23 protein-coding genes are annotated in these 24380 nt (G+C 64.3%); 5 read left to right on the forward strand and 18 right to left on the reverse strand.

The genetic code is table 11. The annotated features are described in order from the left end of the window. From A985_RS28435 to A985_RS0104315, 8 genes are all read right to left on the reverse strand, one after another. Window positions 1-454: gamma-glutamyltransferase (locus tag A985_RS28435; RefSeq protein WP_039829857.1), on the reverse strand; the 454-nt coding region annotated here is incomplete at its 3' end. Between the two features lie 149 nt (window positions 455-603). Further along, window positions 604-1140 carry a DUF1097 domain-containing protein gene (locus A985_RS0104285; protein WP_017232176.1) on the reverse strand — a complete coding sequence of 179 codons (537 nt, stop codon included), beginning with the start codon at window positions 1138-1140 and terminating at the stop codon, window positions 604-606. Window positions 1141-1171: 31 nt separating this feature from the next. Continuing rightward, complete coding sequence (locus A985_RS0104290; RefSeq protein WP_017232177.1) at window positions 1172-2440, reverse strand: amidohydrolase family protein; 1269 nt, start codon at window positions 2438-2440, stop codon at window positions 1172-1174. A gap of 256 nt (window positions 2441-2696) precedes the next feature. Then, window positions 2697-3344, reverse strand: coding sequence for a response regulator transcription factor (locus tag A985_RS0104295; RefSeq protein ID WP_026131643.1), 648 nt, complete (start codon window positions 3342-3344; stop codon window positions 2697-2699). Continuing rightward, window positions 3341-4525, reverse strand: coding sequence for a PAS domain-containing protein (locus A985_RS0104300; RefSeq protein ID WP_017232179.1), 1185 nt, complete (start codon window positions 4523-4525; stop codon window positions 3341-3343). Before A985_RS0104300 ends, A985_RS0104295 begins: the two co-directional genes overlap by 4 nt. A gap of 205 nt (window positions 4526-4730) precedes the next feature. Beyond that, entirely contained in the window at window positions 4731-6356 is a 1626-nt protein-coding gene (locus A985_RS0104305; protein ID WP_017232180.1) for an ATP-binding protein, read from the reverse strand. A gap of 61 nt (window positions 6357-6417) precedes the next feature. Next, complete coding sequence (locus A985_RS0104310; RefSeq protein WP_026131644.1) at window positions 6418-7149, reverse strand: alpha/beta hydrolase; 732 nt, start codon at window positions 7147-7149, stop codon at window positions 6418-6420. Window positions 7150-7244: 95 nt separating this feature from the next. Further along, complete coding sequence (locus A985_RS0104315) at window positions 7245-8135, reverse strand: LysR family transcriptional regulator (RefSeq protein WP_017232182.1); 891 nt, start codon at window positions 8133-8135, stop codon at window positions 7245-7247. A gap of 96 nt (window positions 8136-8231) precedes the next feature. On the opposite strand from A985_RS0104315, the gene A985_RS0104320 reads away from it, so the two are divergent. Further along, window positions 8232-9269, forward strand: a complete 1038-nt coding sequence (locus tag A985_RS0104320; protein ID WP_017232183.1) for an NAD(P)H-binding protein — start codon at window positions 8232-8234, stop codon at window positions 9267-9269. A gap of 12 nt (window positions 9270-9281) precedes the next feature. On the opposite strand, the gene A985_RS0104325 is transcribed toward A985_RS0104320, so the two are convergent. From A985_RS0104325 to A985_RS0104345, 5 genes are all read right to left on the reverse strand, one after another. Continuing rightward, window positions 9282-11135 (reverse strand): feruloyl-CoA synthase, encoded by a 1854-nt coding sequence (locus tag A985_RS0104325; RefSeq protein WP_017232184.1) that lies wholly within the window; start codon window positions 11133-11135, stop codon window positions 9282-9284. Next, window positions 11120-12301 (reverse strand): ABC transporter substrate-binding protein, encoded by a 1182-nt coding sequence (locus A985_RS0104330; protein ID WP_017232185.1) that lies wholly within the window; start codon window positions 12299-12301, stop codon window positions 11120-11122. The genes A985_RS0104325 and A985_RS0104330 overlap by 16 nt, the downstream gene beginning before the upstream one ends. A gap of 62 nt (window positions 12302-12363) precedes the next feature. Beyond that, window positions 12364-13284, reverse strand: coding sequence for a 3-keto-5-aminohexanoate cleavage protein (locus A985_RS0104335; protein ID WP_017232186.1), 921 nt, complete (start codon window positions 13282-13284; stop codon window positions 12364-12366). A gap of 99 nt (window positions 13285-13383) precedes the next feature. Beyond that, on the reverse strand, window positions 13384-14322 hold the full coding sequence (locus A985_RS0104340; RefSeq protein ID WP_039829858.1) for a 3-hydroxyacyl-CoA dehydrogenase NAD-binding domain-containing protein: 939 nt from the start codon (window positions 14320-14322) through the stop codon (window positions 13384-13386). A 20-nt stretch (window positions 14323-14342) separates the two neighbouring features. Further along, on the reverse strand, window positions 14343-15101 hold the full coding sequence (locus A985_RS0104345) for a crotonase/enoyl-CoA hydratase family protein (RefSeq protein ID WP_017232188.1): 759 nt from the start codon (window positions 15099-15101) through the stop codon (window positions 14343-14345). A 220-nt stretch (window positions 15102-15321) separates the two neighbouring features. Between A985_RS0104345 and A985_RS24185 the strand changes: the two genes are divergently transcribed. Next, window positions 15322-16239, forward strand: a complete 918-nt coding sequence (locus tag A985_RS24185; protein WP_083902187.1) for a helix-turn-helix transcriptional regulator — start codon at window positions 15322-15324, stop codon at window positions 16237-16239. Here A985_RS24185 and A985_RS28440 read toward each other — a convergent pair. Beyond that, window positions 16205-16438, reverse strand: a complete 234-nt coding sequence (locus tag A985_RS28440; protein WP_198288655.1) for a hypothetical protein — start codon at window positions 16436-16438, stop codon at window positions 16205-16207. The two genes, A985_RS24185 and A985_RS28440, sit on opposite strands and share 35 nt — an antisense overlap. Here A985_RS28440 and A985_RS0104355 point away from each other — a divergent pair. Continuing rightward, the gene (locus A985_RS0104355) at window positions 16437-17186 is read left to right on the forward strand and encodes an FRG domain-containing protein (RefSeq protein ID WP_232424515.1); all 750 of its coding nucleotides are present in this window, start codon (window positions 16437-16439) and stop codon (window positions 17184-17186) included. The two genes, A985_RS28440 and A985_RS0104355, sit on opposite strands and share 2 nt — an antisense overlap. A 28-nt stretch (window positions 17187-17214) precedes the next feature. Here the strand turns inward: A985_RS0104355 and A985_RS24190 are convergent, their stop codons facing one another. After that, window positions 17215-18615, reverse strand: coding sequence for a bifunctional diguanylate cyclase/phosphodiesterase (locus A985_RS24190; protein ID WP_039829859.1), 1401 nt, complete (start codon window positions 18613-18615; stop codon window positions 17215-17217). Between the two features lie 122 nt (window positions 18616-18737). Beyond that, on the reverse strand, window positions 18738-18986 hold the full coding sequence (locus A985_RS0104365; RefSeq protein ID WP_017232192.1) for a hypothetical protein: 249 nt from the start codon (window positions 18984-18986) through the stop codon (window positions 18738-18740). Between the two features lie 629 nt (window positions 18987-19615). Here A985_RS0104365 and dapA point away from each other — a divergent pair. Next, entirely contained in the window at window positions 19616-20569 is a 954-nt protein-coding gene (gene dapA / locus A985_RS0104370) for a 4-hydroxy-tetrahydrodipicolinate synthase (protein ID WP_017232193.1), read from the forward strand. Window positions 20570-20606: 37 nt separating this feature from the next. Here dapA and A985_RS0104375 read toward each other — a convergent pair whose 3' ends face one another. Beyond that, window positions 20607-22268: a methyl-accepting chemotaxis protein gene (locus A985_RS0104375; RefSeq protein WP_017232194.1), complete on the reverse strand. Its 1662-nt coding sequence runs from the start codon at window positions 22266-22268 to the stop codon at window positions 20607-20609. 229 nt (window positions 22269-22497) lie between these two features. Beyond that, window positions 22498-23169 (reverse strand): glutathione S-transferase, encoded by a 672-nt coding sequence (locus A985_RS0104380; RefSeq protein WP_017232195.1) that lies wholly within the window; start codon window positions 23167-23169, stop codon window positions 22498-22500. Between the two features lie 122 nt (window positions 23170-23291). Here A985_RS0104380 and A985_RS0104385 point away from each other — a divergent pair, with 122 nt between their 5' ends. Next, window positions 23292-24218, forward strand: coding sequence for a LysR family transcriptional regulator (locus A985_RS0104385; RefSeq protein ID WP_017232196.1), 927 nt, complete (start codon window positions 23292-23294; stop codon window positions 24216-24218). Window positions 24219-24380 lie beyond the last annotated feature (162 nt).

The raw sequence follows: 24380 nt of genomic DNA on the forward strand, positions 1-24380 counted from the left end.
TGGCACCGCGGTAGGCCGGCACCTGTGCGGCGGCTTGTCCGATGCCCGAGAGCGTACGCACGTTGCCTTCGCGGTCGCTGATCACCATGAAGGCGTCGCCGCCCAGACCGGTGAAGTGAGGATACGTCACGCTCAGCACCGCGCCGATGGCAATCGCGGCCTCAATGGCGTTGCCGCCCGCGCGAAGCACTTCGAGTCCCGCCTCGCTGGCCAGCGCGTGCGGACTGGTGACCATGCCCCGCGTCGATTGCGCAAGGCGCGGGCCGGCGTCGGCTCGTGCGTCGCTGTGGGCGGCTTGGGCCGCGTCGGCCGCCGGCGCGGGCAGCACCGCGCTACCGGCCAATGCGGCTGTGCCTCGCAGGAAGTTTCGCCGCGTGGTGCTGCCGGCGGTGTCGCCAGTCGCGACCGGAGGTGTCGTGGTCAGCCCATCGGCCATGTCTTGTGCGAACGTCATGCCGTCCGTCTCCCCAAACAATGTCATTGGAAGGCGAAGCGCGCCCGACACCGGCAGACGCTTCGACCCGATCCCATCCGTGCGTCGAGCCGGAACCGGCTCGCACCGTGCCGCCGCCCCGGCTGGATGCGCGAAACGGCAGGCTTGCGTCAGACTTCCGCCTTCCAGCCCTTCCAGTGGCGTTGATGCGTCACTTCCGGGGCCGAGAAGCGCTCCTTCACCCAGGCGTAGACCGGGCCGAGGGCGTTCATGGCGACGGCCGCCCCGAGTGCCGCCAACGGGTCCTGTGCCACCGGGCCGAAGCCGCCGAACAGCGTGGCGAAGTACGTCGCGAACCCGAAGAACATGCCCGGAATGAAATTCAGTGCCGGGAACACGCGGGCCAGCGCCATCATCGAGCCGTTGCCCGCGAAAAGAATCACCATCTCCGCGGCGACAAGAGTGTTACCGCTGAACTGGGCGCCCGCTTGCTTGAACCCCAGCACGATGAGGCATGCGAAGCACGCGCCCACCGGCAGCGTCGCCCAGATCCGTTTTAGGTTCACCAACGTGGGTCCCCCCATGGCAAAGGTGGCGGCCCAACTGATAAAGATCGCCCAGGGCGGCAAATGCAGCGGCAGCATCGCGATCGGGATGGTGGTGACGGCCAGTAACGAGGCAACGACTTCCGCAGGCAGCTTCTTCATGAGTGTCTCCTTGAGTGTGATGAGAACTGCATTACGCGCAACAACAGGAATGCCGGTGAATCTCGCAGTGATGCTGCGTCACGACCGTGATTCGGCCGCGTTTGATCACCCACAGGCGTGGCGGGATGTCGAGCAGCGCATCGGCCACCTTGAACGTGTCGAGAATGATGAGATCGGCTTGTTTGCCCACGGCGATGCCATAGTCGTGCGAGAGTCCGATGGCACGCGCGGCGTTATGCGTGCCCATGTCCAGAATCGCCTGCTGGTGCTCCGGCACGCCGAATTGCGCCACGTGCGCGAGCAGATTGCCGATCTGCAACATGTCGGCCTTGCCGAACGGCGTGAAGGCGTTGCGCACGTTGTTGGACGAATACGCCACGTTGACGCCTGCGGCATGCAACGCCTTGACGGGCGTGAGACCCCGCCGAGGGTTCTGCACGTCCTTGCGCCCACCCAGATAAAGATCGGTCGCGGGCAGCGTGACGATGCTGATGCCGGCAAGACGGATCTGCTCGATCACGGGCGCGAGTTCGTCGTTGTCGAGCGCACCCAGGCTGGTCACGTGCCCCAGCGAGACCCGGCCCTGATAGCCGGTATCGATCGTGCGCTGCGCAATGTACGAGATGGCCGCGAAACGCTGATCGCTGGTGTCGTCGGCAAAGTCCGCATGCATGTCGATGGGCGCATCGAAGCGCTGCGCCAGCTCGAACACGATGTCGATATGGCGCTTGGTGTCTTCCCAGTTCAGCTCGTTGTAAGGGCATCCGCCGACCACATCCGCCCCCATGCGCAGCGCGTCGATCATCAGCTCGTAGGTGCCCGCAGACTTGAGAATGCCCTCCTGCGGGAACGCAACGATCTGCAGATCGAGCAAGCTTTGGTACTCATCCTTGAGCGTGAGCAGCGTCTCGACCCCGATCAGCCCCTGAATCAGGTCAACGTCCGGATGGGCGCGAACCGCGACGGTGCCGTTCTTGATCGCCATGTCGAGGACCTGACGCGAGCGATCGAGCACGTCCTCGCGCTCCTGCCGGCTCTTGAGAATGCCGGTCACGCGGATGGCCTCGTCGAGCGTGCCGAAGCGTGCGGGCAGACGGCGATGCAGCAGTGCCTTGTCCAGATGCAGGTGCGCCTCGATAAGCCCGGGAATCGCCGCGCGGCCTTGCGCGTCGATCTCCTCGGTCGCGCTGGCGTCGATGCCGGGCTCCATCGCAGCGATGCGTCCGTCTTTGATGGCGATGTCCACGAGCGGCGCATCGTCGCGCACGCACACGTGTTTGATCAGCAGGTCCACATGCATGGTGCGGTCTCCTTACGTCTCAGGGTTGAATGAAATGCTGGCAAGCGCCGGCCGGGTGGCAGTGAGTCGGTGCCCCGCCTTCGGGGCTTGAAGCAAGATTAGGGGAGTGCCCGCGGGCGGGGCATCGGGATTTGCTGGTTTTCGTCTAAGAATTTCCCTAGACGCAGTGCAGCAAGCGAAACCGAGGGGGAATGCGTGTGGCCGATGATCGCGTCGGGAATGTCTTGCGCGTTGGGGGCGTGGGTCGCGTGTGGGATCAGGCGTCGGTGCCGGCGACGATCAAGCCGTGTTCGATGGCGTAGAGCACGAGGCCCGCCGTCGACGGAATGTCCATCTTGGTGAGGATATTGGCCTTGTGCGTACTCACGGTCTTGGCCGAGAGCGACAGGCAGCGCGCGATCTCGTTGATGCCATGGCCCTCGACCAGCATCTGGAATATCTGGAATTCGCGGGCCGTCAGCCCGCTGTGCGGCAACGCCTCGGCCGGTTGCTGCAACTGACGCACGAGCTTGTCCGCGACCAGGGGCGAGACGACCGTGCCGCCGCGTGCCACGCGCCGGATGGCGCTCATCAACTGTTCCGACTCGGCGTTCTTGGTGAGATAGCCGGCGGCCCCGGCGCGGATGGCCTGCACCGCGTATTGCGATTCGCGGTACATGCTGAGCACGAGTATGGGGAGCGCCGGATACGTTGCCTTGATCTGCGCGATGAGGGCAATGCCACTCTTGCCAGGCATCGACATATCGAGCAGCAGCACGTCCACGGCGATCAGGCGAAGCCGGTTGAGGACATCCGCGCCGTCCACGGCTTCCGACACCACGCACATGTCAGGTGCCATCGAGATGATCTTTTTCAGCCCATCGCGAATGATCGCGTGGTCGTCGGCAATCATGACACGCATCACCACTCCCTCTCGTTCGTTAGGTTCATTAGGTTCGTGAGGTCCGTGAGGTCCGTGAGGTCCGTGAGGTTCGATGGGGTCGCCGGGCTCGTTGCGTTCATTGCGTTGGCGGCATCATCGTCGGTCAACCCTGCCGCAGGTGCGCGCGCAGGAATTCTCACCCGCACGCGGGTTCCCTGTCCCGGGGCGCTTTCGATCTCGAACGCACCGCCCAGCATCAGCGCGCGTTCGCGCATGCCCATCAGACCGAGGCGCTGACCGTCCCCGGCCCGTGCAGTGTCCATGCCCCGGCCATCGTCCGCGATGCTCACGTAACAATCGCCGTCGCGCAGCTCGAGCGCCACACGCACCTGCGACGGCTGCCCATGTCGGCTGGCATTCGTGAGCGACTCCTGCACGATACGGAAGATCGCCGTGCTGCATTCGCTGTCGAGACGCGTAGTCACCGCTTCCGGCATGTCCAGCTCGCACGGCAACCCATGCCGCTGCGCGAACGATTCGGTCAGCCACTCCAGCGCGGCGTGCAGGCCCAGCTCGTCGAGCACGGCGGGCCGAAGGTCGGCCGCGATGCGATGCACCGCGTCGATGGTCTCGTCGACCAGGTCCTTGAGCATCTGGATATGGGCGGACCGATCGGCCGGCGACGCAACGGGTTGCGTGTCCAGGTAGCTCAGGCCCAGCCGAAGGCCGCCCAGCGACTGCCCGAGTTCGTCGTGAAGTTCGCGCGAGAGTCGCGTGCGTTCCGCTTCTCGCACCGTTTGCAGATAGGCGGAGAGCTGACGCAGTTGCGCGCGCGAGTCGAGCAATGCCGTTTCGGAGCGCTTGCGGTCGGTGATGTCGCGAGAAATCCCAACGGTGCCCACGATACGGCCAGCCGCGTCGCGAACCGGCATCTTGACGGTGTCGAACCAGCGCGGCGCGCCGTCGGCCCCCGGCCGGCTCTCTTCGTAGCGCCGGCGTTCGCCGCTGGCCACGACCGCTTTGTCGGTGGCGAGGTAGACCTTCCCCCATTCCGAAGACCAGACCTTGTCGGGCGTGTTGCCGATGATCTCGGCTTCCGTGCGGCCGCAAGCCACCAGGAAAGCGTCGTTGACGAGGATGTAGCGCGACTCGGTGTCCTTGAGCCAGGCCTGGTCCGGAATGTTGTTCAGAATCGCCCGGTGCAGCTCTCCATGCGTCTCCACTTCGTCTCCTTGGCCGGCAACGGACTGCCGCAGCGGCGCGGCGACGTTACGCCCTCACGCGCTCGCGAACGGGGCGCTCGCCCCATCGACAGCACACCGTGACGTCGGTGCCGGTCCGCCCCCAATATAGCCAGACCGGCGCCTGGGCGCGCCTCTAGTTTTCCCGCATATCGCCATGCTGCGGGGCTGACGCACGCCCGACACCTCAGCCTTCATACCCCCGGAACAGCCCGCACAGCCGGAATACATCTTCCGTGAATGGCGTGCCCTTGACCTTGCAATAGCGGCTCGCCAGCTTCATCAGTTCCTTGATGTCGCGTCCGCTCGCGTTCGGGTAACGGCTCGCGAGCGACTCGATCAGCGCGTCGTCGAGCGGCGCACCGACCTGATCGGCCTGCATCCGCCAGAGCCGACGCGCATGCGACGGCGATGGCGTCTCGTAATGGATCGTGGCGATACAGCGCGACAAAATGGCGTCGTCGACGTCGCCGCTCCGGTTGGTCGTCATGAACAACAGGCCATGGAAGTATTCCAGCGAGCGCAGAAATTCCGCGACGATGGCGTTGTGCTCCAGATCGTTGTCGCGCCGACGGATGTACACGTCCGCCTCATCGAGCAGCAGAATGGCATTCCAGCGCATGGCCCGACGCAGAATGCTCATGAGCGTGGCCCCGACCGACGCCGCCGTCGTCCCCAATTGCCCCGAATGCACTCGGTAGAGCGGCTTGCCGACGACTTCGGAATAGATCTCCGCCGTGAGCGTCTTGCCGAGTCCCGGGGCGCCCTGGCAAAGGATGGTCGCACCGCCCGATTTGCCCGGCACGAAGTCCGGCATCATCACCTCCATGTTCGATGTCAGGATGTCGATCAGGTCGTGATGATGCGCCGGCAGCACGAGCTTGTCCCGCAGCCCCGGCTGATACGCATACTCGGTCATGTTCTGCACATGCACCCAGAGGTTGCGGTGCCAGTCCAGGTGGAACACGTGCACATAGCAATGCAGCGGAATGGTCTCGAACCCCTGCGCGACCTCGGCGTTGCGCCAGAAGTCCGCATCGCACGCCATCTCGAAATTGCGCTCCAGGCGCTCTTCGTCGTTCACGCACTTCGCTGCCGCGCCGTCCACCACGCGAATCAACTCGGTCGCGCCTTTTGCATCGACGGAGAACGCCGCGCGGCGCAGTACGAACTGCGCGCCGAAGGCACGCTGCACGCGCAGAAACCGCTGCGCATGCTGTTCGTATTCGCGCTTGAATTCGGCGCACTCCTTGTAGAAACCGAACTCGGCGAGCAGCTCGGGAATGGTGCGATTGGCGATGTCGTCGCGCGTGAACACGAGCGACGTGGTCATGCCCGAGCGGCGCAGGCGATGCTCCGTCAGATTGGAATTGGCCGACTGCATCGTGTTCGCCAGCATGTCCATGACGACATAAGGCGATCCTTGCTCCGGCTCCACATAGCGCAAGCGGCGCACGAGCCACGGCAGCAACGCACCGTCACGGTGACGTTGGTACAGCCAGCCATCGATGACGTCGCGCGCCAGATAGGCGACGAGGCCCGGCACCAGCTTGTCCAGACTTGGGATCACCCGCGCCTGCGGGGCATTGAAGACGTTGTCGAGCGCGAGCATCTGGAACATCAGCGCCCGTTCGTTCTGCGTCTTGCACAGCACGTAGAGCGTATTGAGCGACTTGGCGTCGAACCAGTGGCTCGACACTCGCAGGTTGCCGCGACACACGCCGTAAGCCGTCAACTGTTTGCCCAGCGTTGAATCAGTGCCGATCAGTTGCAGCAGCGGATGAATCAGTGACTCGGGAATTTCGAAATCCATGAACGGCACTCCCCGTAAGGCGTATGGCCCGTGCGTACGTTGCCCCGTGGCAAGGCGCGTGTCAGGCGAGGAAGAAGTCGACGGCACGCGCCACGACGTCCGGCTCGATGATGTGCCGTCCGTCGAACTCGACGAATTGCACGTCGTAGCCCGCCGCCGCGAGCTTGCTGGCGTTTTGGCGGCCGCTTGTCTCGATGGGCAGTTGTTCGTCGGCGCGTCCGTGCGCGATGAAGACGCGGGGCTGCCCTTCCTGAACGAAGATGGACATGAAGCCGCCCGAGAACGCGATCACATGGGTCGCAATGTCGCCGTTCGTCACCCCGATGGACAAGGCGTAACTCGCCCCGTCGGAAAAGCCCGCGAACGCCACACGCCCTGTGTCGATGCGATACCGGCTGGCGACCTCGCGCAGCGCCGATTGAAGACGCTCCAGATCGGGGCCGTTGCCGCCGATCACGATGTCCCACGTCGGAAAGGTCGAATGCGGTGCGAGCACGAGAAACTTGTGACGCTGCGCATGCGGCTCAATGAACGGCAACACTTTTTCCGGAAAGCCGCCCGCGCCATGAAACATGACAAACAGAGGAACGGCGGTGTCGGTGGGGAGATCGGGCGGCACGTAAAGCACAGTGTCACGCTGCTCACTCAACCCAAGCGAGTGACGGCCGGAAGGCCAGGGGGACAGCAAGGCCGCGCCGGATGACGTCGGCGCAGGCACCGCTGCGCCAACGTCGGGAGAGGCGGACGTCAGCACGTCCGGTGACATTCGTCCAAACAACGAAGGGTCGAACATAGCGAGGAGATTGTCTCGTGATCGTTGATGTTATTGATATATTGTATATCAATAAAGATCTCCGCCGATGTCCGATATGCCTTTGGACAGCCGCCTTATTCGGCCATATAGGCGGTCAATCCTGCCACGAGCGCGTCGAAGGTGACTTTGCAGCGCGGACTCTGACGCAAGTCTTCGTGCATCGTGACCCACGTTTGCAGTGAGAAGCGAAAGGCATCGGGCAGCACGCGCACGAGCCGGACATCTTGTTGCGCCAGCGGCACCTGACACGCACCGATGCCGTAGCCTGCCCGGATCATGGCCAGTTGCGCCAGATCGCTGTCGGCGCGAAACGCAAAACTATCGCGTGACCAGACGGGCATGCCCCGTGTGGCCTCGCGGATGAACGGCGTCATCTGATCGAAGCCGATCATCGTGTGATGCGCGAGATCGGCCAGCGATGTCGGCACGCCGTAGTGCGCCAGGTAATCGTCGCGCGCATGCAGGCCGACGTCGATGTTTCCGACGCGACGCGCCATCAGCGCGTCCTGCTGTGGCGGCGCCATTCGCACGGCAATATCCACCTCGCGATGCAGCAGATCCTGAATGCGGTTCGTGGGTACCAGTTCGATCACGAGCTGCGGGTGGGCGCGTCGCAGCGCGCTCAGGATCGGTGGCAGCACCTCCACGCCAACGACCTCGCTCGCCGAGAGGCGCACGACGCCGTTCGCCCCCTCCCCTTGGCTTGCCGCCGCCCGCTCGAATGCCTGCGCGGTGTGTTGCATCGCCTGCGCATGGGGTCGTAACGATGCCGCCGCATCGGTGGGCAGCAAGCCGGTCTGCGAACGCGTGAAGAGCGTTTGCCCCAGCATCGCCTCCAGTGAGGCGATATGACGGCCGACCGTCGGCTGCGTAATGCCCAACGTACGCGCCGCGCCGGAGAGCGAGCCCTCGGTCAGCACAGCGAGAAACGTCCGGCAGAGATCCCAGTTCAGTGGCGTCATCATACAAAAATGTATAGCCGATAGATGGTTTTAGGTAATTTTAATTGAATTGCCTCGCGCGGAGAATGGCGTCACCGACAACATTCAAGGAGCGGCATCATGCACTACGGGTCCCAACACAAAATCTCTCGCGCGCTGGTTCTTGGGGCGACCGGTGGCATCGGCGGTGAAGTCGCGCGTCAGTTGCTCGCCGCCGGCTGGCATGTGCGCGCGTTGCGTCGCGGCGGTGCGCCGCGTGCCGCTGCATCGCCCGCCGGCATCGAGTGGCTCGACGGCGACGCCATGCAGACCGGCGACGTCCTCGCGGCGGCACGCGACTGCGAGGTGATCGTGCATGCCGTGAACCCGCCCGGCTATCGCCACTGGGACACGCAAGTGTTGCCGATGCTCGAGAACACGCTCGCGGCCGCCACGATGCATGGCGCCACTATCGTTCTGCCGGGCACGGTCTACAACTACGGCACCGAGACATTCCCGGTCCTGCTCGATGACGCCGCGCAGCGGCCGCGCACACGCAAGGGCCGCATCCGCGCGACGATGGAAGCCCGTCTGCGCGACGCGAGTCGGCACGGCGTGCAGACGATCATCGTTCGCGCCGGCGATTTTTTTGGTGCGCAATCACGCAATAGCTGGTTTGGACAAGGACTGGTGAAGCCGGGTCGGATCGCGCGCGTCGTCCAGGTGCCCAACGCACCCGGCGTGGGTCATCAATGGTCCTATTTGCCCGACGTCGGCCGCGCGATGGTCATGCTCATCGAGCGTCGTCATGCGCTCGACGCCTTCGCCACCTTCCACATGGCCGGGCATTGGGATGCCGACGGCACTCAGATGGCGGCCGCGATCACTCGCGTCATGGCGCGACACGGTGTCGACGTCAAACTCCGTCGATTCCCGTGGTGGCTCGTTTGGGCGGCATCGCCCTTCGTCACGACGCTTCGCGAGCTGCGTGAAATGCGCTATCTGTGGCTGCAGCCCGTGCGCATGGATAACACGCGACTCGTGGCGACGCTCGGGCACGAGCCTCATACGCCGCTGGACGTCGCGCTGAGCGCCACGCTCGAAGGGCTCGGATGCTTGCCAGGTGGCGGGCCTTCAGACAGCACGCCGGCGGCACATCCGACCCCCGGGGCGCGGTAGCGCGCGTCAATGTCACGCCACCGGCAACCGAATGACCGACGGGCAGTCCGAGTAAAGGCGAGCCACGTCGTCGGCGCGCAAGGTCAGCACGGCGCGCTGATTGACGTAGCCCTTGTCGGTGATCTCGCCTTGCTCGAGCGACGGCGGCGCCGCCAGGATCACCGCGCGGGCGGCACGCTGCGAACTGCCCGCGTCCTGTGCCAGTTGTGCGAGCGCACCTGCCACCCACGCCCGGACATCGTCGTGCAGCGCCATTGCCTTGCCCTCGTGCAGCGCGTCGTCCGATGACAGCTTGGCGCGCATTGCGGGGCTCGGGAAGATCAGTAATCCGATCTCATCACGGTCGTGCCCCGCGATCACCACATCCGACGCGTACGGTGCCAGCGCACTCACGGCACGCAAACGCAACGCACCGACCGACACCCATGTCCCGCTCGTCAGCTTGAAATCTTCAGAGACGCGACCGTCGAATATCACGCCCGCCCCGGGATCGTCCGGATCGCACAGGCGGCCCGCGTCTCCGGTCCGGTAGAACCCCTCCTCATCGAACGCGGCGGCCGTTGCCTCCGGATCGCCCGCATAGCGTTCGAACACCGACGGCCCGCGCACGCGCATCTCCAGCTTGTCTCCACTGGGCACGAACTTGAGTTCATTGCCCGGCACCGGTACGCCAATATTGCCTGCGCCCGTAATCGGAAAATGCACACTGGTGATCAATGGCGACGTCTCCGTCGCCCCCCACGCCGACGTGAAGAATGGCAATGTGTCGCAATGCTTCGACGCCAGTCGTTCGAACCGCTGCCATACCGCCGGAGGCAGGCTCGCCGCCGCGTAAAACAGCGCTTGAAGATGACCGAAGAAGCGCGCGGCGAACGCGTCGTCCGCTTCCAGAAACGGCGCGAGCGCCTCGAATCCCTTGGGCACATTGAAGTGCAGCGTGGGCGACACATCGCGAAGATTCTCGACGGAGCGCCCGATCAACTCCGGCACGGGGCGGCCGTCATCGACATAGAACGCGCCACCATTGCGCAGCACCATATGGAAGTTGTGATTCGCCCCGAACGTATGACTCCAAGGCAGCCAATCGACCACCACCGGTGCCGCCTCGTCGATGAAATGCCAGCATTGCGCGATCATCTGCTGATTCGCGGCGAGCATTCGATGCGTGTTGACGACGATCTTCGGTTTTCCTGTGGAGCCGGAGGTCAGCAGCAATTTGGCGGTGTCTTCCGGAAGCACCTTGGCAAACGCCGCCGCCACAGCGGGCGATGCCGCCGTGGCGGCGAGCGTCTCGAAGGACAGCCAGTCTGCCCGCTGGCAGTCGGTCGCGACGATCGGGCATCGGATAGGCGCCCCCGCCAGCGCGCGCGCATAGGCGTCGCCATCTTCCACGTAGACGAGCGCCGGGTCGAGACGCGCCAGGATGCCATGCAGCTTGCCCATGTCCTTCGCCACGCGCGAATAGGCCGACGACACGATGGCCGTCTGACGACCCACCATCATCGCGCCGAGTACCAGCAGTGCGTGGTTGACGCTATTGTCGGACAGGATCACAACCGGTCGATCTCGAGGCACGTCGAGGTCGAGCAACGCCTGCCCGACGCCGCGCGCCATGGTCAGTGCGTCGCGATACTTCACCTGGCGCCAGCGGTCGCCCGCCCCGGGCGCATGCCGCTGCGCGAGGAACACCGCATCGGGGGTGCGTGCGGCCCATTGCACGAGCCAGTCGGCCGGGCTGCGCGCGAATTCGCCCAGCGGCGTCCGTGAACGAATCACGAAGCTGCCGTCGGCACGCGTCTCGCGCTCGATATCGGGCCGGGCCAATCGGCGCGCACCGGCCACGGCCGCGCTCAATTGATCGTCCACTTGCCGCCTTTCACCGTAACGAGCACGCGACCATCTTCGCCATACGCCGAATGGTCCTGTGCATTGACGTTGATCATCCCGTGGGTTGCCGCCAAACCACGGGTCTGCTCAATGGCCGCGACCAAGGCGTCCCGAAACGCCTGCGTGCCCGGTTGCGCCTGCCTGGTCGCCACGGCCACCGCTCGGTCGAGCACCAGATAAGCATCGTAGGCATAGCCGGCAAACAGATTGCGCGAACCCGCCCCGTATTGCGCCTCGTAACGCTTGACGAAGTCCACGGCCACGGCACGCCCGGGGTGGTCCGCGCGCAGTTGCTCGGCCACGAGAATGTTGCCTACCGGCAGAATCACGCCCTCGGCAGACTTGCCCCCGACACGCAGAAAGTCGTTGTTGGCCACGCCGTGCGTCTGGTAGATACGCCCCTTGTAGCCGCGCTCGCGCAACGTGTTCATCGGCAAGGCCCCCGGCGTGCCGCTGGCCGCGACGAGCACGGCGTCGACGTTGGCCGACATCAACTTGAGGGCCTGTGCGGTCACCGACTGGTCGTTGCGAGCGTAGCGCTCGACCGGCGCGACCTGAATCTGCCGTGCAACCGCGCGTGCCTGAATGTCCTTGAGCCACGCCTCTCCGTAAGAATCGGAAAAGCCGATGAAGCCGAGCGTCTTCACGTGATGCGCTTTCATGTCGTCGAGCACCGCATCCGCCATGACGGCGACCGACTGCGGCAGCGAGAAGACGTAGCGCATCTGCGTCGCACTCGGCACGAACGGGCAGAGCCCCAACTGCGGTGTGCGCGTATCGGCCGCGACCGCCGCCACCGCCAGACATGCCGGCGTCGTCGATGAGCCGATGATGGCGTCGACCTTGTCCTCCGTCGCCATGCGGCGCGCGTTCTTGGTTGCCGTGGTCGGGTCGGTCGCGTCGTCGAGCACGATATATCGCGCGGGCACGCCTCCGAGCGTGGGCGGGAGCATGCCGATGGCCTGCTTCTCCGGAATGCCAAGCGATGCGCCAGGCCCCGTGGACGAAAGCGTCACACCGATAGTGACGCCGGGCGGTTGTGCGCCCGCGGGCGGCGCGACGCACAGCGCCGCCGCACAGAAGGCCATTGCGCCAAGCGCGGCGCGCGAGAATGCAAAACGGTGAGTGAACCTCTTTGCCGCCATGTGACATGTCTCCTTGTCTTTTTGTATTTGGGGCCATGCCCCATGCCGCGCCGGCGCCGGAATCAACGCACCGCGAACTCCGGCAGCACTTCGCGATTGCGAGGTAGGCCCATGATGTCGCGGGCTTCGGCCGGTGTCGCCGGCTCGTAACCCATCTCGCGCACGAGCCGCACCACGCGCTCGGTCAGTTGCTGGTTCGTTGCCGGCACCCCCTGTTCGTAATACAGGTTGTCTTCCAGACCGACGCGGACGTGCCCGCCCAGCAGCAGCGAATTCATGGCCGACGGCAGTTGCGCGGGACCAATGCCGCTCACGCAGAAAATGCTTCCCTTGGGCAGCAGATCAACCATCGACTGCAAGACGCGCGGCGTGTATGGCATGGCATTCTGAAATCCCCGGTGCACACCGAGCACCAGATTGACAAAGAACGGTTCGTCGTCGAAGCCCGCAGCAGTGAGGGTAGCGAGGTCCTGCACGATGTGCGTCGGGCTGAAAACCTCCCATTCGGGCTTGATACCGCGCTTCTTCATCTCGATGGCGAGATGTTTCGAACGCTCCGGCGACGTATGCATGAGCAGTTCCCGGCCACCGAAGCTCGCGATGATCGTGGTGGCGTCGAGCGTGCACATCTCGGCACCGGCATCCATGCCCTTCAACCGCTCTTCCCAGAGAATTTCCCAGTAGCCATTGTCGGCCTGGCGGATCATGTCGCCGTGCACACCGCCGCCCGTCGAGTTGTTGATCACGATGTCGCATTTGTCGCGAATGCGGCGGTTGATGTCGCGGTAGATGGCCGGGTTGCACGTGGCGCCATCGTCGCCGGGACGGCGCGCATGGATCGCCACGACGCTCGCGCCCGCGTTGTAGCAGTCGTAGACGTCGCGCGCGATCTCGTCGGGCTGCGTGGGCAGGTGGGGGTTCTGCGATTTGTACGCCATGCCGCCCGTCGGCGCGATGGTCACGATGACTTTCGGTTTGCTCATGCCAATGTCCTTGCGTCCCGGAATGCGGGGCGTCGAATGGATAGATCGTTGAATTTGGGGCGCGGGCGGTGTGTCCGAGGATGCCCGCGCCCGCGTCGACTAAGCCTTGCCCGCGAGAATGCCGAGAATGACCGCATCGCGCTGTGCTTCGAGTTGCGCATTGCCGCGGCCGGCCAGTTCGGCGTCGACGCCAGCGGCGATGCGCGCCTTGAGGTCGTCCGTCAACACTGGCTCGCCGAGATCCGCCCACCACGATTCGATCGGCGGGCCGAGATGCTCGAGCATATGGGCGATACCGCCCGCACCGCCCGACAACTGCAGGTTAACGAACGGACCGAAGGCCGCCCAGCGCAAGCCCGGACCGTAGGCGATCGCGTCATCGATGTCGGCCACCGAAGCCACGCCGGTGTCGACCAGATGTATCGCCTCCCGCCAAAGCGCCGCCTGCAGCCGATTCGCGATGTGCCCCTTAACCTCCTTCTTCACATGGATCGCACGTTTGCCGATGGCGCGGTAGAACTGCATGGCGGTCTCGATGGCCGCCTGCGACGTCCGCTCGCCGCCAATGACTTCGACCAGCGGAATCAGATGCGGCGGATTGAACGGATGCCCCAGCACCACGCGCTCAGGATGCGTGCAGACCGACTGCACACGGCTCATCAGTAGTCCAGAAGAACTCGATGCGATGACGACGGACGATGGCAAGGCAGCGTCCATCTTGCGAAAAAGATCTTGCTTGAGGTCCTCGCGCTCGGGACCGCTCTCCTGCACGAAGTCGGCGCCGGCGAGCGCGGCGTCGAGCGTGTCGTGGAACGTCAGCGCGTCGCGCGAGGCACCCGCCGTGAGGCCGATCCGGATCAGCGTGGGCCAATGCGCATCGATTGCCTCACGCAAGCGCTCGCGCGCGCCCGGCGCCGGATCCCAGGCACTCACGCGCAGACCGCGCGCCAGGAAGTAAGCCGCCCAACTGGCACCGATGACACCCGTGCCGATGACGGCGATCTGTTCGATGTTGTCGTATTTCACATTCGTCTCCATAGGGAGGGGGGGTGGAACGACTAACGTGCCACCCGGCCCAAAAAGCGTTCCATGCGTTCGCGTGCGTCCGGCGTCGCGAGCATCAACGCGCTCGTGACCGACTCGGTAAACAACCCGTCGGCCATGGACATATCGTGAATGCGCGAGAGCGCGTGAATCGTCGCCCAGTTCGACAGTGGGCTATTGGCCGCCGTCTCGTGGGCCAGTTGCGTCGCGAGCGCCAGTCCCTCGCCCGCTTCCGTCAAATAATGGCCCAGGCCCAGGCGTTCACCGTCGACGGCATCGTAACGGCGGCCCGTGAGCATCATTTCCGTCATGCGGTCCGGCCCGAGAACGCGCGCCACACGTACCGACGCGCCGCCGCCCACGAAGAGGCCGCGCTTGCCTTCGGGCAACTGAAAGAATGCGCTTCGCTCGATGACGCGCACATGCGCGGCAAGCGCAAGTTCCAGCCCCCCGCCGATCACCGCGCCGTGAAGCACCGCCACCACGGGGCGACCGCTGAATTGGATCTCGTGGAACACCTTGTGCCAGCGTTGCGAAACCCGCAGCACGTCGATGGGGTCCCGCGCACGGTTCTCCGACAGATCCAGCCCGGCGCAGAAGTGCTCTCCCGCGCCGTTCAGCACAACGGCGCGTACGCTGTCGTTGAAATCGCGAAATGCGGCGTCGAGCGAGTCGATGGCAGCATCGTTGAGCGCATTGCGCTTGTCTGCGCGATCCAGTGTCACGAAAGCGATGCCGTCGTCGACGCGCACGCGCAAGTGGGGATAAGTCATTGTCTGCAGTCGCTCCAAAAGATGAAAAGTATCTTATAAGATATTTTCCGCTTTGCGCGGATGGTGCAATGCAGTTCAGGGTTAACAGGGATAAATACGTTTTCAGGCAATTTAATGCACGCCATGCGGACATTCTGGCGACGAGTCCGGATAACGTAGGACACACGGCGGGTATCTCATAGTATATTTATGCGCAAGCCTTGCATTCCCTGTCTGCCCGATGCCGAAACCGCCCGCCGACCACCCCACCCTAGATCCGGCCGATGACGCCGAGGCAGGGGCATCGTCGCCTTTGGCGTCGTTGGCTCGGCAGGTACGCACGTTGCGCGCGCAGCGGGGCATGACGCGCAAGCAGCTCGCCATGCAATCGGGGGTGTCCCTCCCCTATCTCGCTCGCGTGGAAGCCGGCACCGGCAACGTCTCGCTGGCCGTTCTGCACAAGCTTGCCGATGCGCTGAACGTGCGCGTGGAGGCGCTCGTGGCCGAGCGCACCGCTTACGATGGCGATCTGCTCATCCTCGTCGAGTATCTCCGTCAGCAACCGCTGGAAACGCTCGCACGCCTGCGTCGGCAGATTGTCGTGCCGGGCGCGGCAGACGCGCGCCGCACGGGGCAGCGCATTGCCCTCATCGGCTTGCGCGGCGCGGGCAAGTCAACGCTTGGCCCGGCGTTGGCACAGGCCATCGGCGCGCCCTTCATCGAGCTGGGCAAGGAGGTCGAGCGCGAGGCGGGCATCGCCATCGGTGAAGTCATCACGCTTTACGGACAGACAGCGATGCGGCGCATCGAACGGCAGTGCATCGAGCGGATCATTGCGGAGCACGACCATGTCGTGCTCGCCACCGGCGGCGGGATTGTCTCGGAAGCGCCCACCTACGAGCGCGTGCTCCGCGCATTTCGCACGGTGTGGCTGCGCGCCCGCCCAGAAATTCACTTCCAGCGCGTGATGCAGCAAAACGACGCGCGCATTGCCACCGAAGCGCTTCGCAACGAGGCGCTCGATCACATCCATCGCATGCTCGATGCGCGTGAGTCGCTCTACCGGCTAGCCGACGTTACGCTCGATACGTCGGACATCACGCCCGACGCCGCACTCTCGGCGCTCACGCGCGATCTGTCGCCTGCCCGCGCCGCGTGAGCGGTCCCCCAACGGGTGAAAGACGCATTTGCATGTCGCGCGCTTGAGCTGTCACAGACGCCGTACTATAGTGGCCGACGCCATGCATCGCTCGCGCTGTCGTGACGCGCTCGATCAGCGGCACGTCGGCGCCGCACGCCAACTCAAGGATTTCGCTCACTATGGACACCACCGTCGTCGAAAGCTGGAAGGATTTCATGGAACTGTCCTCCCGCTTCGAAGGCTGGGCCTTTCGCGGGCAGCAGGACGCACGCTGGCATCTGCAAAGCTCGCTCTCGCGGTACCTGCACGCCTATGTGGCGGACAAGGAACAGTGGCGCAGCCGTGAGGCACGCGCCATCCGCATCTTCCGGCGCAAGGCGCACAACCATGTGCCCTGGCCCGACTTGCTGCACGACGATCTTCGCTGCCTTGGGCTGATGCAGCACCATGGTGCCCCGACCCGTTTGCTCGACTTCACGAAATCGCCCTTTGTCGCCGCGTTCTTTGCACTGGAGCGCGCCACGAGCGATTCGGCCATTTTCGCGCTCAACACCCCCGCACTGTACGACGACCGTGCTCGCCCGCGTCATGCACCGTGGCTCACCCGCGATACGATCGATCCGCGCGTCAAGGGGAACATGGAGAAGTACTTCCTCGGCAATGACAACGAGGTGGTCTGGTTCGGCGAGCCGGAAGAAATGGACGGTCGACTGATCGCACAATCCGGCACATTCGTGGTACCCGGCGTGATCGACCGGCCGATGCACCGCATTCTCGACGGCTATGAGAGCGACGAACCGCTGCTGCGCAAGATCGTGCTGCCGTTGGCGCTACGCGCGGACGCAATGAAATGGCTTTATCGGATGAACGTCACGAACGCATCGCTGTTTCCGGATCTCGACGGCCTCGCCCGCTCGATTGCCATCGAAATCGAAATGATCTGGCCAACGCAGACGCTGGGATGAATGCCCCGGCGTGCGGGTCAGTCAGGCGTCAGATCAACTGCTGCAAGAAACTGGCCCCACCGGATTTGCGCGCGGACTTGTTGGCATACATACGCTGATCGGCCACGCGGATGAGTTCGCTCATCGATTCGCCGTCGTCGGGGAACACCGCCACCCCAACGCTTACGCGCACGCTCAAGCTGGCATCATTGACGGAGATGACCTGCTCGATCTCGGCGCGCAGACGCGTGACTGCGACGTCGATTCGCTCGACGACCTCCGCATCCTGGACAATGGCGACGAACTCGTCTCCCGAGTGACGCGCCACGAAGCCGCTTCCCGTAACCCCGGCCTTCATACGCTGACCAATCTCCTTGAGCAACAAGTCGCCGACCGCGTGCCCCAGGCTGTCGTTGACCCCCTTGAACCCGTCGATATCGGCGAACAGGAGCGCCAGCTTCCCGTTGGTGCGCTGTGCGCGGCGCACGGCCTCGCTCGCGAATTCGCCAAACGTGCGGCGGTTCGGCAGTCCGGTCAGCTCATCGAATCGCGCCGCTTTGTAGAGGTCGTCGATCAGTTGCTTTCGCTCGATGGCCAACGCGGTCTGGTCGCAGACGAACGCCAGCAGCCGCTGCGCAGCCTCCGCCCGCAGCGCGCTGGCCGGGCCGTAGAGCATGAGTGTGCCCACGGCACGGCGCGCCGTGTGCATCGGCAAAATCACCAACGCCTGTGCGCCGGGCCTAGCGAGCGCGTCTGGCGCGAACGGTTCGGTACATAGGTGGGGGATCGATTGCCCCGCGCCGTCGATAGGGGCCGCTTCGATCAGGTGCCACAGCGATTGTTGCGCTTGCGCAGCCTGCGCCGAGAGGCCCCGCGCCTGCGGCCAGTCGAGCAAGGGGATGTCGGCGCTGTCGCGATACTGATACGCCTTCTCCCACGTCATCAGTGCCGCGTCACAGGTCGCCACGACAATGGCTTCGATCGGAAACAGTGTGGCCAGCGTGTCGTGGACGGCCTTGCACAGGGAGCGAATATCGGCGGCGTCGTGGGCTGCTTCGGATATCGAGTACGTGGCGCGCTGCAGCGCTTCGGCCTGCTTCTTGGCCGACACGTCGCGCGCCACGCCAATGCGCAGTTCGTGGTCTTCGGACCAGCGGGCGGACCACATGATGTGGACGTAATGACCGTCCTTGTGTATATACCGATTTTCGAACCCGATCCGGGGAAGTCCCGCCATCACGAACTTCGATTCTTCAATCGTGCGCTCGCGATCTTCCTTCACGACGAAATCGATCATCGAGCGCCCCAGCAATTCTTCCGGGGTATACCCGAGAATGCGCTCGCAGGCCGGACTCACATAGACGAGAGCGCCAGCCTTGTCGACAAGAAACACAGCGTCGAGCAGCAACGCCATACAGCTTGCCAAGACGTCTTTTGTTACAAATTCCATGTATCTCGAACGGACACGAAGGCTCCGCGCAGTATAAGGCAATCTCAATATGTGAATATTTCGTCACCTTGACGACGCAAAACTTGCGATCGCTTCCCCGCCGCACTACGATCCCGCGCTCCTCAAAAAATCAGTTGCTTCAGCCACCCCGGCGCTGCGATATTTGCCGCGCATTGCGCCCGCACGTTCCGGCACGCGGTCTCGTATTCACTTCGCAGCAGCTTGATTCTCGCCGCAACGAGACGCCGGAATGCCAACTCGCGCTCGCTGAATCCCACCCGGTCCTCATATCGGGTACCGTCGGGCAAGGGGCCTCGAATTTCGTAATACGTCACCCCGTCACGCGAATACTTCACGACTTTGGCTGCCATCTTGTCTCAATACTTTTCAGTTTTCCCCGCCCCAGTGTGCCCATTATTGTTTTGCGTTTCCGGGGTGTGAGTGCGATTGTCACTTGACGGATTCAAATTGGCAACCGGGAACGTGCGCCCGTGGCGGTCGCACCACGGGGCGGTCACCGCAATCCGGCGTTAACCGAACGTCGATTATCGATTGAATGGATTAAACGAAGAATTAAAAGGCGTTTTAAATCGCGCCGCGCAGATGCCGGCGTGATCGACATCGACATGACCCTCGCGCATTGCGGCGCCATCGCGGATCGATGCACTTGACGCCACTTGCGTACAGCGGATAGAGTCTGCCCATGACGAATTTCCGAATCCCCTGCTCGCCGCGGTTGCGCGTTGTCCCGATGGGACAGCGGGGTGCGTTCGTCAAAAGCAAAAAACAGTCGCTCAACTGACCGGGGCGTGCTGTTCCGTCAGTTGAGCGACGGAACAGCCACGTGGACCCGGCAGTCCTCACCTCGCGCCGCCCTGCCTCACCCGGCGCGCCTGCCTCGAAGTTTCCCACGCGCCTGCCATTGCCCGTCGTCCTGCTGAACGGTTTTCTTACCGGTCAACGTACGTTCGTTTCGCACGTAACGTCCAGGGAGACACTTATGCAAGCCGCACAGTCCCAACCCCAATCGCTAGCTTCCTCGCGCGCCCCGCTCTTTCGCGGCATTTGGGTGCCGCTCGTCACGCCTTTCGCCAGAGATGGCGCCGACACGCCGGTCGATCACGCGGCATTACGTCGACTGGTCGCGCACTATCGTCGCTCGGGCATCGCCGGCCTTGTCGTGTGTGGTACGACGGGTGAAGCGGCAGCCCTTGACGACGCCGAACAGCTTGCCGTGCTCGACACCGTGCTGACCGAGGTCGGCGACCTGCCGGTGATCGCCGGGCTCGCCGGCAATCACCTGGGTCACGCGCTGGCGCGCCTGGACGCCTTTAACGCCCTGCCCCTGGCGGGCGTGCTAACGCCGGCGCCGTATTACATCCGGCCCGCACAGGCCGGGCTCGTCCACTGGTTTCGGACGCTGGCGGATCGTTCGCGTGCGCCGGTGGTGCTGTACGACATTCCGTATCGCACGGGTACCCCCCTGACGCTGGAGACACTGCTCACGCTTGCGGGTCACGACAACATTCGCGGCATCAAGGATTGCGCGGGCAACGCGCACACCACGCAGGCACTCATCGCCGACGCGCGCCTATCGGTGCTGGCAGGTGAGGACGCTCAATTGCTGTCCACGCTCGCGATGGGCGGCCATGGCGCGATCATTGCGACGTCGCACTGCCGGCCGGCGCATTTCGTGGCCTTGTATCGCGCGGTGCAAGCGCAGCAGCTCGATGTCGCGCGCGTGCTGTTCCATGCGCTCATGCCGATGATGCAGCTCATGTTTGCCGAGGCGAATCCCGGCCCCTTGAAGGCCTGGCTTGCACATGAGGGCCTAATGGCCGATGTACTGCGCGCGCCGATGACGAGCGCGTCACCTGCCCTGACACAGCAGTTGGTCGCGGCCGTTGCCGCCATCGACGCCGCGTTGGGCGCGAAGGCGGTCAATGCCGCCTGAGGCGAGATAGAAGACGAGGGGTGTGGAACAGTGGGCGTCAGGCCGCCGCGCGCTGTCGTCCTTGCGCCGTCGTGCCGCGCTCGCCGCGGGACGACAAAGCGCCGGTCAACGCCAATGCCGGCACACGCGGCGTAATGCCCAGGCGCGCGCTGCCGTCGCTTTCCACGCGGAACTTCGCGGTCTCGTTGACCAGGTCGGCGGCCTGCTGACGCAGGTGGTCCGCCGCAGCCGCCGCCTGTTCCACGAGGGCGGCGTTCTGCTGCGTGACCTGATCCATCTGCGTGACAGCCTGCCCCACCTGCTCGATGCCGCGCGCCTGGTCGTCGCTCGCGGCGGCGATCTCGGCGATCAGCTCGCTCACGCGTCGCACCGACACGACGATCTGGTCCATGGTACGACCCGCGACTTCCACGCGCGACGTGCCGTCTTCGACCTGCTGCACCGATGCCGCGATCAATTCGCGAATGTCCTTGGCCGTGCCTGCGGAGCGCTGGGCGAGCGTGCGCACCTCGCCGGCCACCACGGCAAAGCCGCGTCCCTGTTCGCCGGCGCGTGCCGCTTCCACGGCCGCATTGAGCGCGAGAATATTGGTCTGGAAAGCAATACCTTCGATGGCCTTGATCATGTCGCTCATGCGCGCCGACGCGCTGGCCATTGCCTGCATCGTCTCGACGACGGCACGCACGCTCTGCGCCCCGGCATCCGCCACCCCGGTCGCTTCGTGCGACAGGCGCCGCGCCTCCATCGCATGTTCGACGTTCTGACGCACGGTCGATGTCAACTCTTCCATCGACGCTGCCGTCTCTTCTAGCGAGGCCGCTTGCTCTTCGGTGCGTTGCGACAGGTCGGTGTTGCCCTGCGCAATTTCGCGTGCCGCGTTGTCAATCGCCCCCGACGCACCCTGAATATTGCGCACTAGATGGCCCAGTTGTTCGACGGCTGTGTCGAGCGCACTCGCCATCTGGCCGATTTCGTCAGCACGCTCGGCATTGACACGATGCGTCAGGTCGCCACGCGCGAGCGCCGAGGCCCCCGCCACCGCCGCGCGCACCGGGCGCGTGACCGAGCGCGTAATCGCCACCGCCGACACCACGGAGAGCACGACCGACGCCAGCATTGTGGCGAGCAGCCACAGGCGTGCGGATCCATACGCGGCGGTCGCATCGGCGGCTTCCTTCGCGCTGACCACCTTACCGACCTCCATCAGACCGTCGAGGGGGGCGAAATACGCCACCTGCGCCTTCTGCAGCGGCCCCATCAGTTCGGTCTTGGCTTGCGCAAAGTTGCCGCTGCGAACCAGCGCCACGACCGCGTCGAGCTGCTTTCCATAGTCCGCGTTCGTGTCGGCCAGCGTGCGGTAGAGCGCCTTGCCCTTGTCGGTATAAAAGATCGTCGCCATGCCCGCGATGCTCTTGTTGTTGGTCTGGCGCATCTCGTCGATCTTGGCCAGACGGGCATCGAGTTGCGTGTTGTCTTCGGACATCACGATATCGCGCAGGAGTACGGCAACGTGCGCCGCGCGATCCTTCAGGCCATGAAATTCAAGAATCTTGTTGTTCAGGTCGGAGACGATGAGCTGGGTATTCGTATCCATCGTCGCCATTTTCGTCACGGCCACCACCGCCACGACCAACAGCATGAATACATTGACGGAAAAGGCGGCGGCGAGCCGTTTGCTGATACTCAGGTTCTTGAACATTGCCTTGCGCGCGTTAAGCGATTCGTCCTGCGGTGTAGTCGTGACTTCAGCCTGCCGCCGGCAAGCCTGGCAGGCCGGTGCCTCTCTCTGTACCTCTGTGGAGGTATAACGAGTGCATTCGACGAAACTTGAGCCTCTGCGCGACGAATTCGCCGAATCGTCCGTCTGTGCCGCTCAAACAGGCGACCATCGGGGGATGTCCGCACCAAAACGGCGCAAACGACGCCTGTCAGCCTGGCAACTGATAGGGTCCGCCACGGGCCAGGGCGCGTTGATACGCATCACGCGCATGAATGCGCTGCAGAAAATCGGCGATCGCGGGCCAGCGCCCCTGCGCGTTGCCGCGCGCGCTCGCGGCTTCGAGCGGGAAACTCATCTGGATGTCCGCTGCGCTGAAGCGATCGCCGACGAACCAACCGGTCTTCGTGAGCGCGTCGTTCACGTAGTCGAAGTGCAGGCGCAGTTGCGGATCGACAAAGCTCGACTGCAGCGTGTCGCTGATCTTGCGGGCAATCGGACGAGCGAAGAACGGCATGGGCGCGCTCGCGATCCGCAGGGCGACGAGCTTGAGCAGCAAAGGCGGCATGGCCGACCCCTCAGCGTAGTGCAACCAGTAGGTCCAACGCAGCCGCTCAGGTGTGCCTCGCGGCGGGGCGAGTCGCCCGAGTTCGTCGCGATCGGCGAGATACTCGATGATGGCGCCCGACTCGGCGAGCGTCAGTTCACCGTCGGTCACAACCGGCGACTTGCCGAGCGGATGCACCTCGCGCAGTGCCGGCGGAGCGAGCATGGTCTTCGGGTCGCGCGTATATCGACGCAGGTCGTAGGGAATGCCCAGCTCTTCGAGCATCCACAGCACGCGCTGCGAGCGCGAGTTGTTCAAATGGTGAACCGTCAGCATAGGGTCTGGCTCCGGCGGGACGTCCGCTCGCCATTGTCGCCGCAACGCCGGGTTTAAGGGTAATCTTGTCCATCGGCCGATCCGGAATCGACTCTGCGCCCTCTCCCTCTCTTTCATCCCTCATGGACCGAATCGATGCCATGAAAGTCTTCGTCGCGATCGTCGACGAAGGAAGCCTCGCCGGTGCAGCCCGGCGCCTGGGGCGCTCTGCCGCGGCGGTAAGTCGCGCCATCGGCTACCTCGAGGCGCATACCGGCACGGCGCTGCTCCATCGCACGACGCGCTCGGTCAAGCTGAGCGTTGCAGGCGAGCGCTATGCCACCGCATGTCGGCGCATCCTGCTCGATCTGGACGAAGCCGATGTGATCGCCGCCGGGGAACGCTCGGCCCCACGCGGCCTGCTCACCGTCTCCGCGCCGCTGGCCGCCGGTGAAACGTTCATGCGCGAGATCGTGGACGCCTTCATCGAACGCTATCCGGAAGTCGTCGTCCGCCTGCAGTTGAGCGACCTGCCCGTGAGCCTGATCGACGAGGGCATCGACGTCGCGATGCGCGTCGCCCACCTGCCCGACTCCTCGCTCGTGGCCACACACGTGGGCGAAGTTCGAAGAATCATTGCCGCCTCGCCCGCTTATCTGGCGACCCACGATCCTATCGGGTCCCCCGCGGATCTGTCGAAGCAGCAAATCGTGTCCATGACGTACTTCGGCATCGACTCGTGGCGCTTCCCCGCCACAGGACGCGGTTCAGTACCGCAGATCGTACAGTTCACCCCGCGGCTGGTCGTCAATTCGATCCGGGCCGCGATTGCCTCGGTCGTCGCAGGACACGGCGTGGCGCGAATGTTGACGTATCACATCGTCGACGAAATGGCGCACGGCACGCTGCGCATCGTCTTGCAAGACTACGAACACCCGCCCATGCCGGTTCACGTCATCACACCGCAAGGACGGTTGGCCGTGCCCAAGGTGCGCGCCTTCGTCGACTTCGCGGTACCGCGTCTGCGCAAGCATTTCGCACGCGTACACAAGTTGGCGAGCCAGGCATAAGGAATGGGCAGTGCCGATGAAGCGGCGTCCTGCCGCCGCGACATTGTTACGCCGTGCGGAAGAATGACTTCCGAGACATAGCCGTTCCCCTGCGCGCGGCCACCTCCTAGACTGAGGCCATTGCCGTCAAACCTCGCACCGACCCACGCCGGGGCGAAGCCG

The sequence above is a fragment of the Pandoraea sp. B-6 genome (genome assembly GCF_000282835.1).
Lineage (GTDB): Bacteria > Pseudomonadota > Gammaproteobacteria > Burkholderiales > Burkholderiaceae > Pandoraea > Pandoraea cepalis.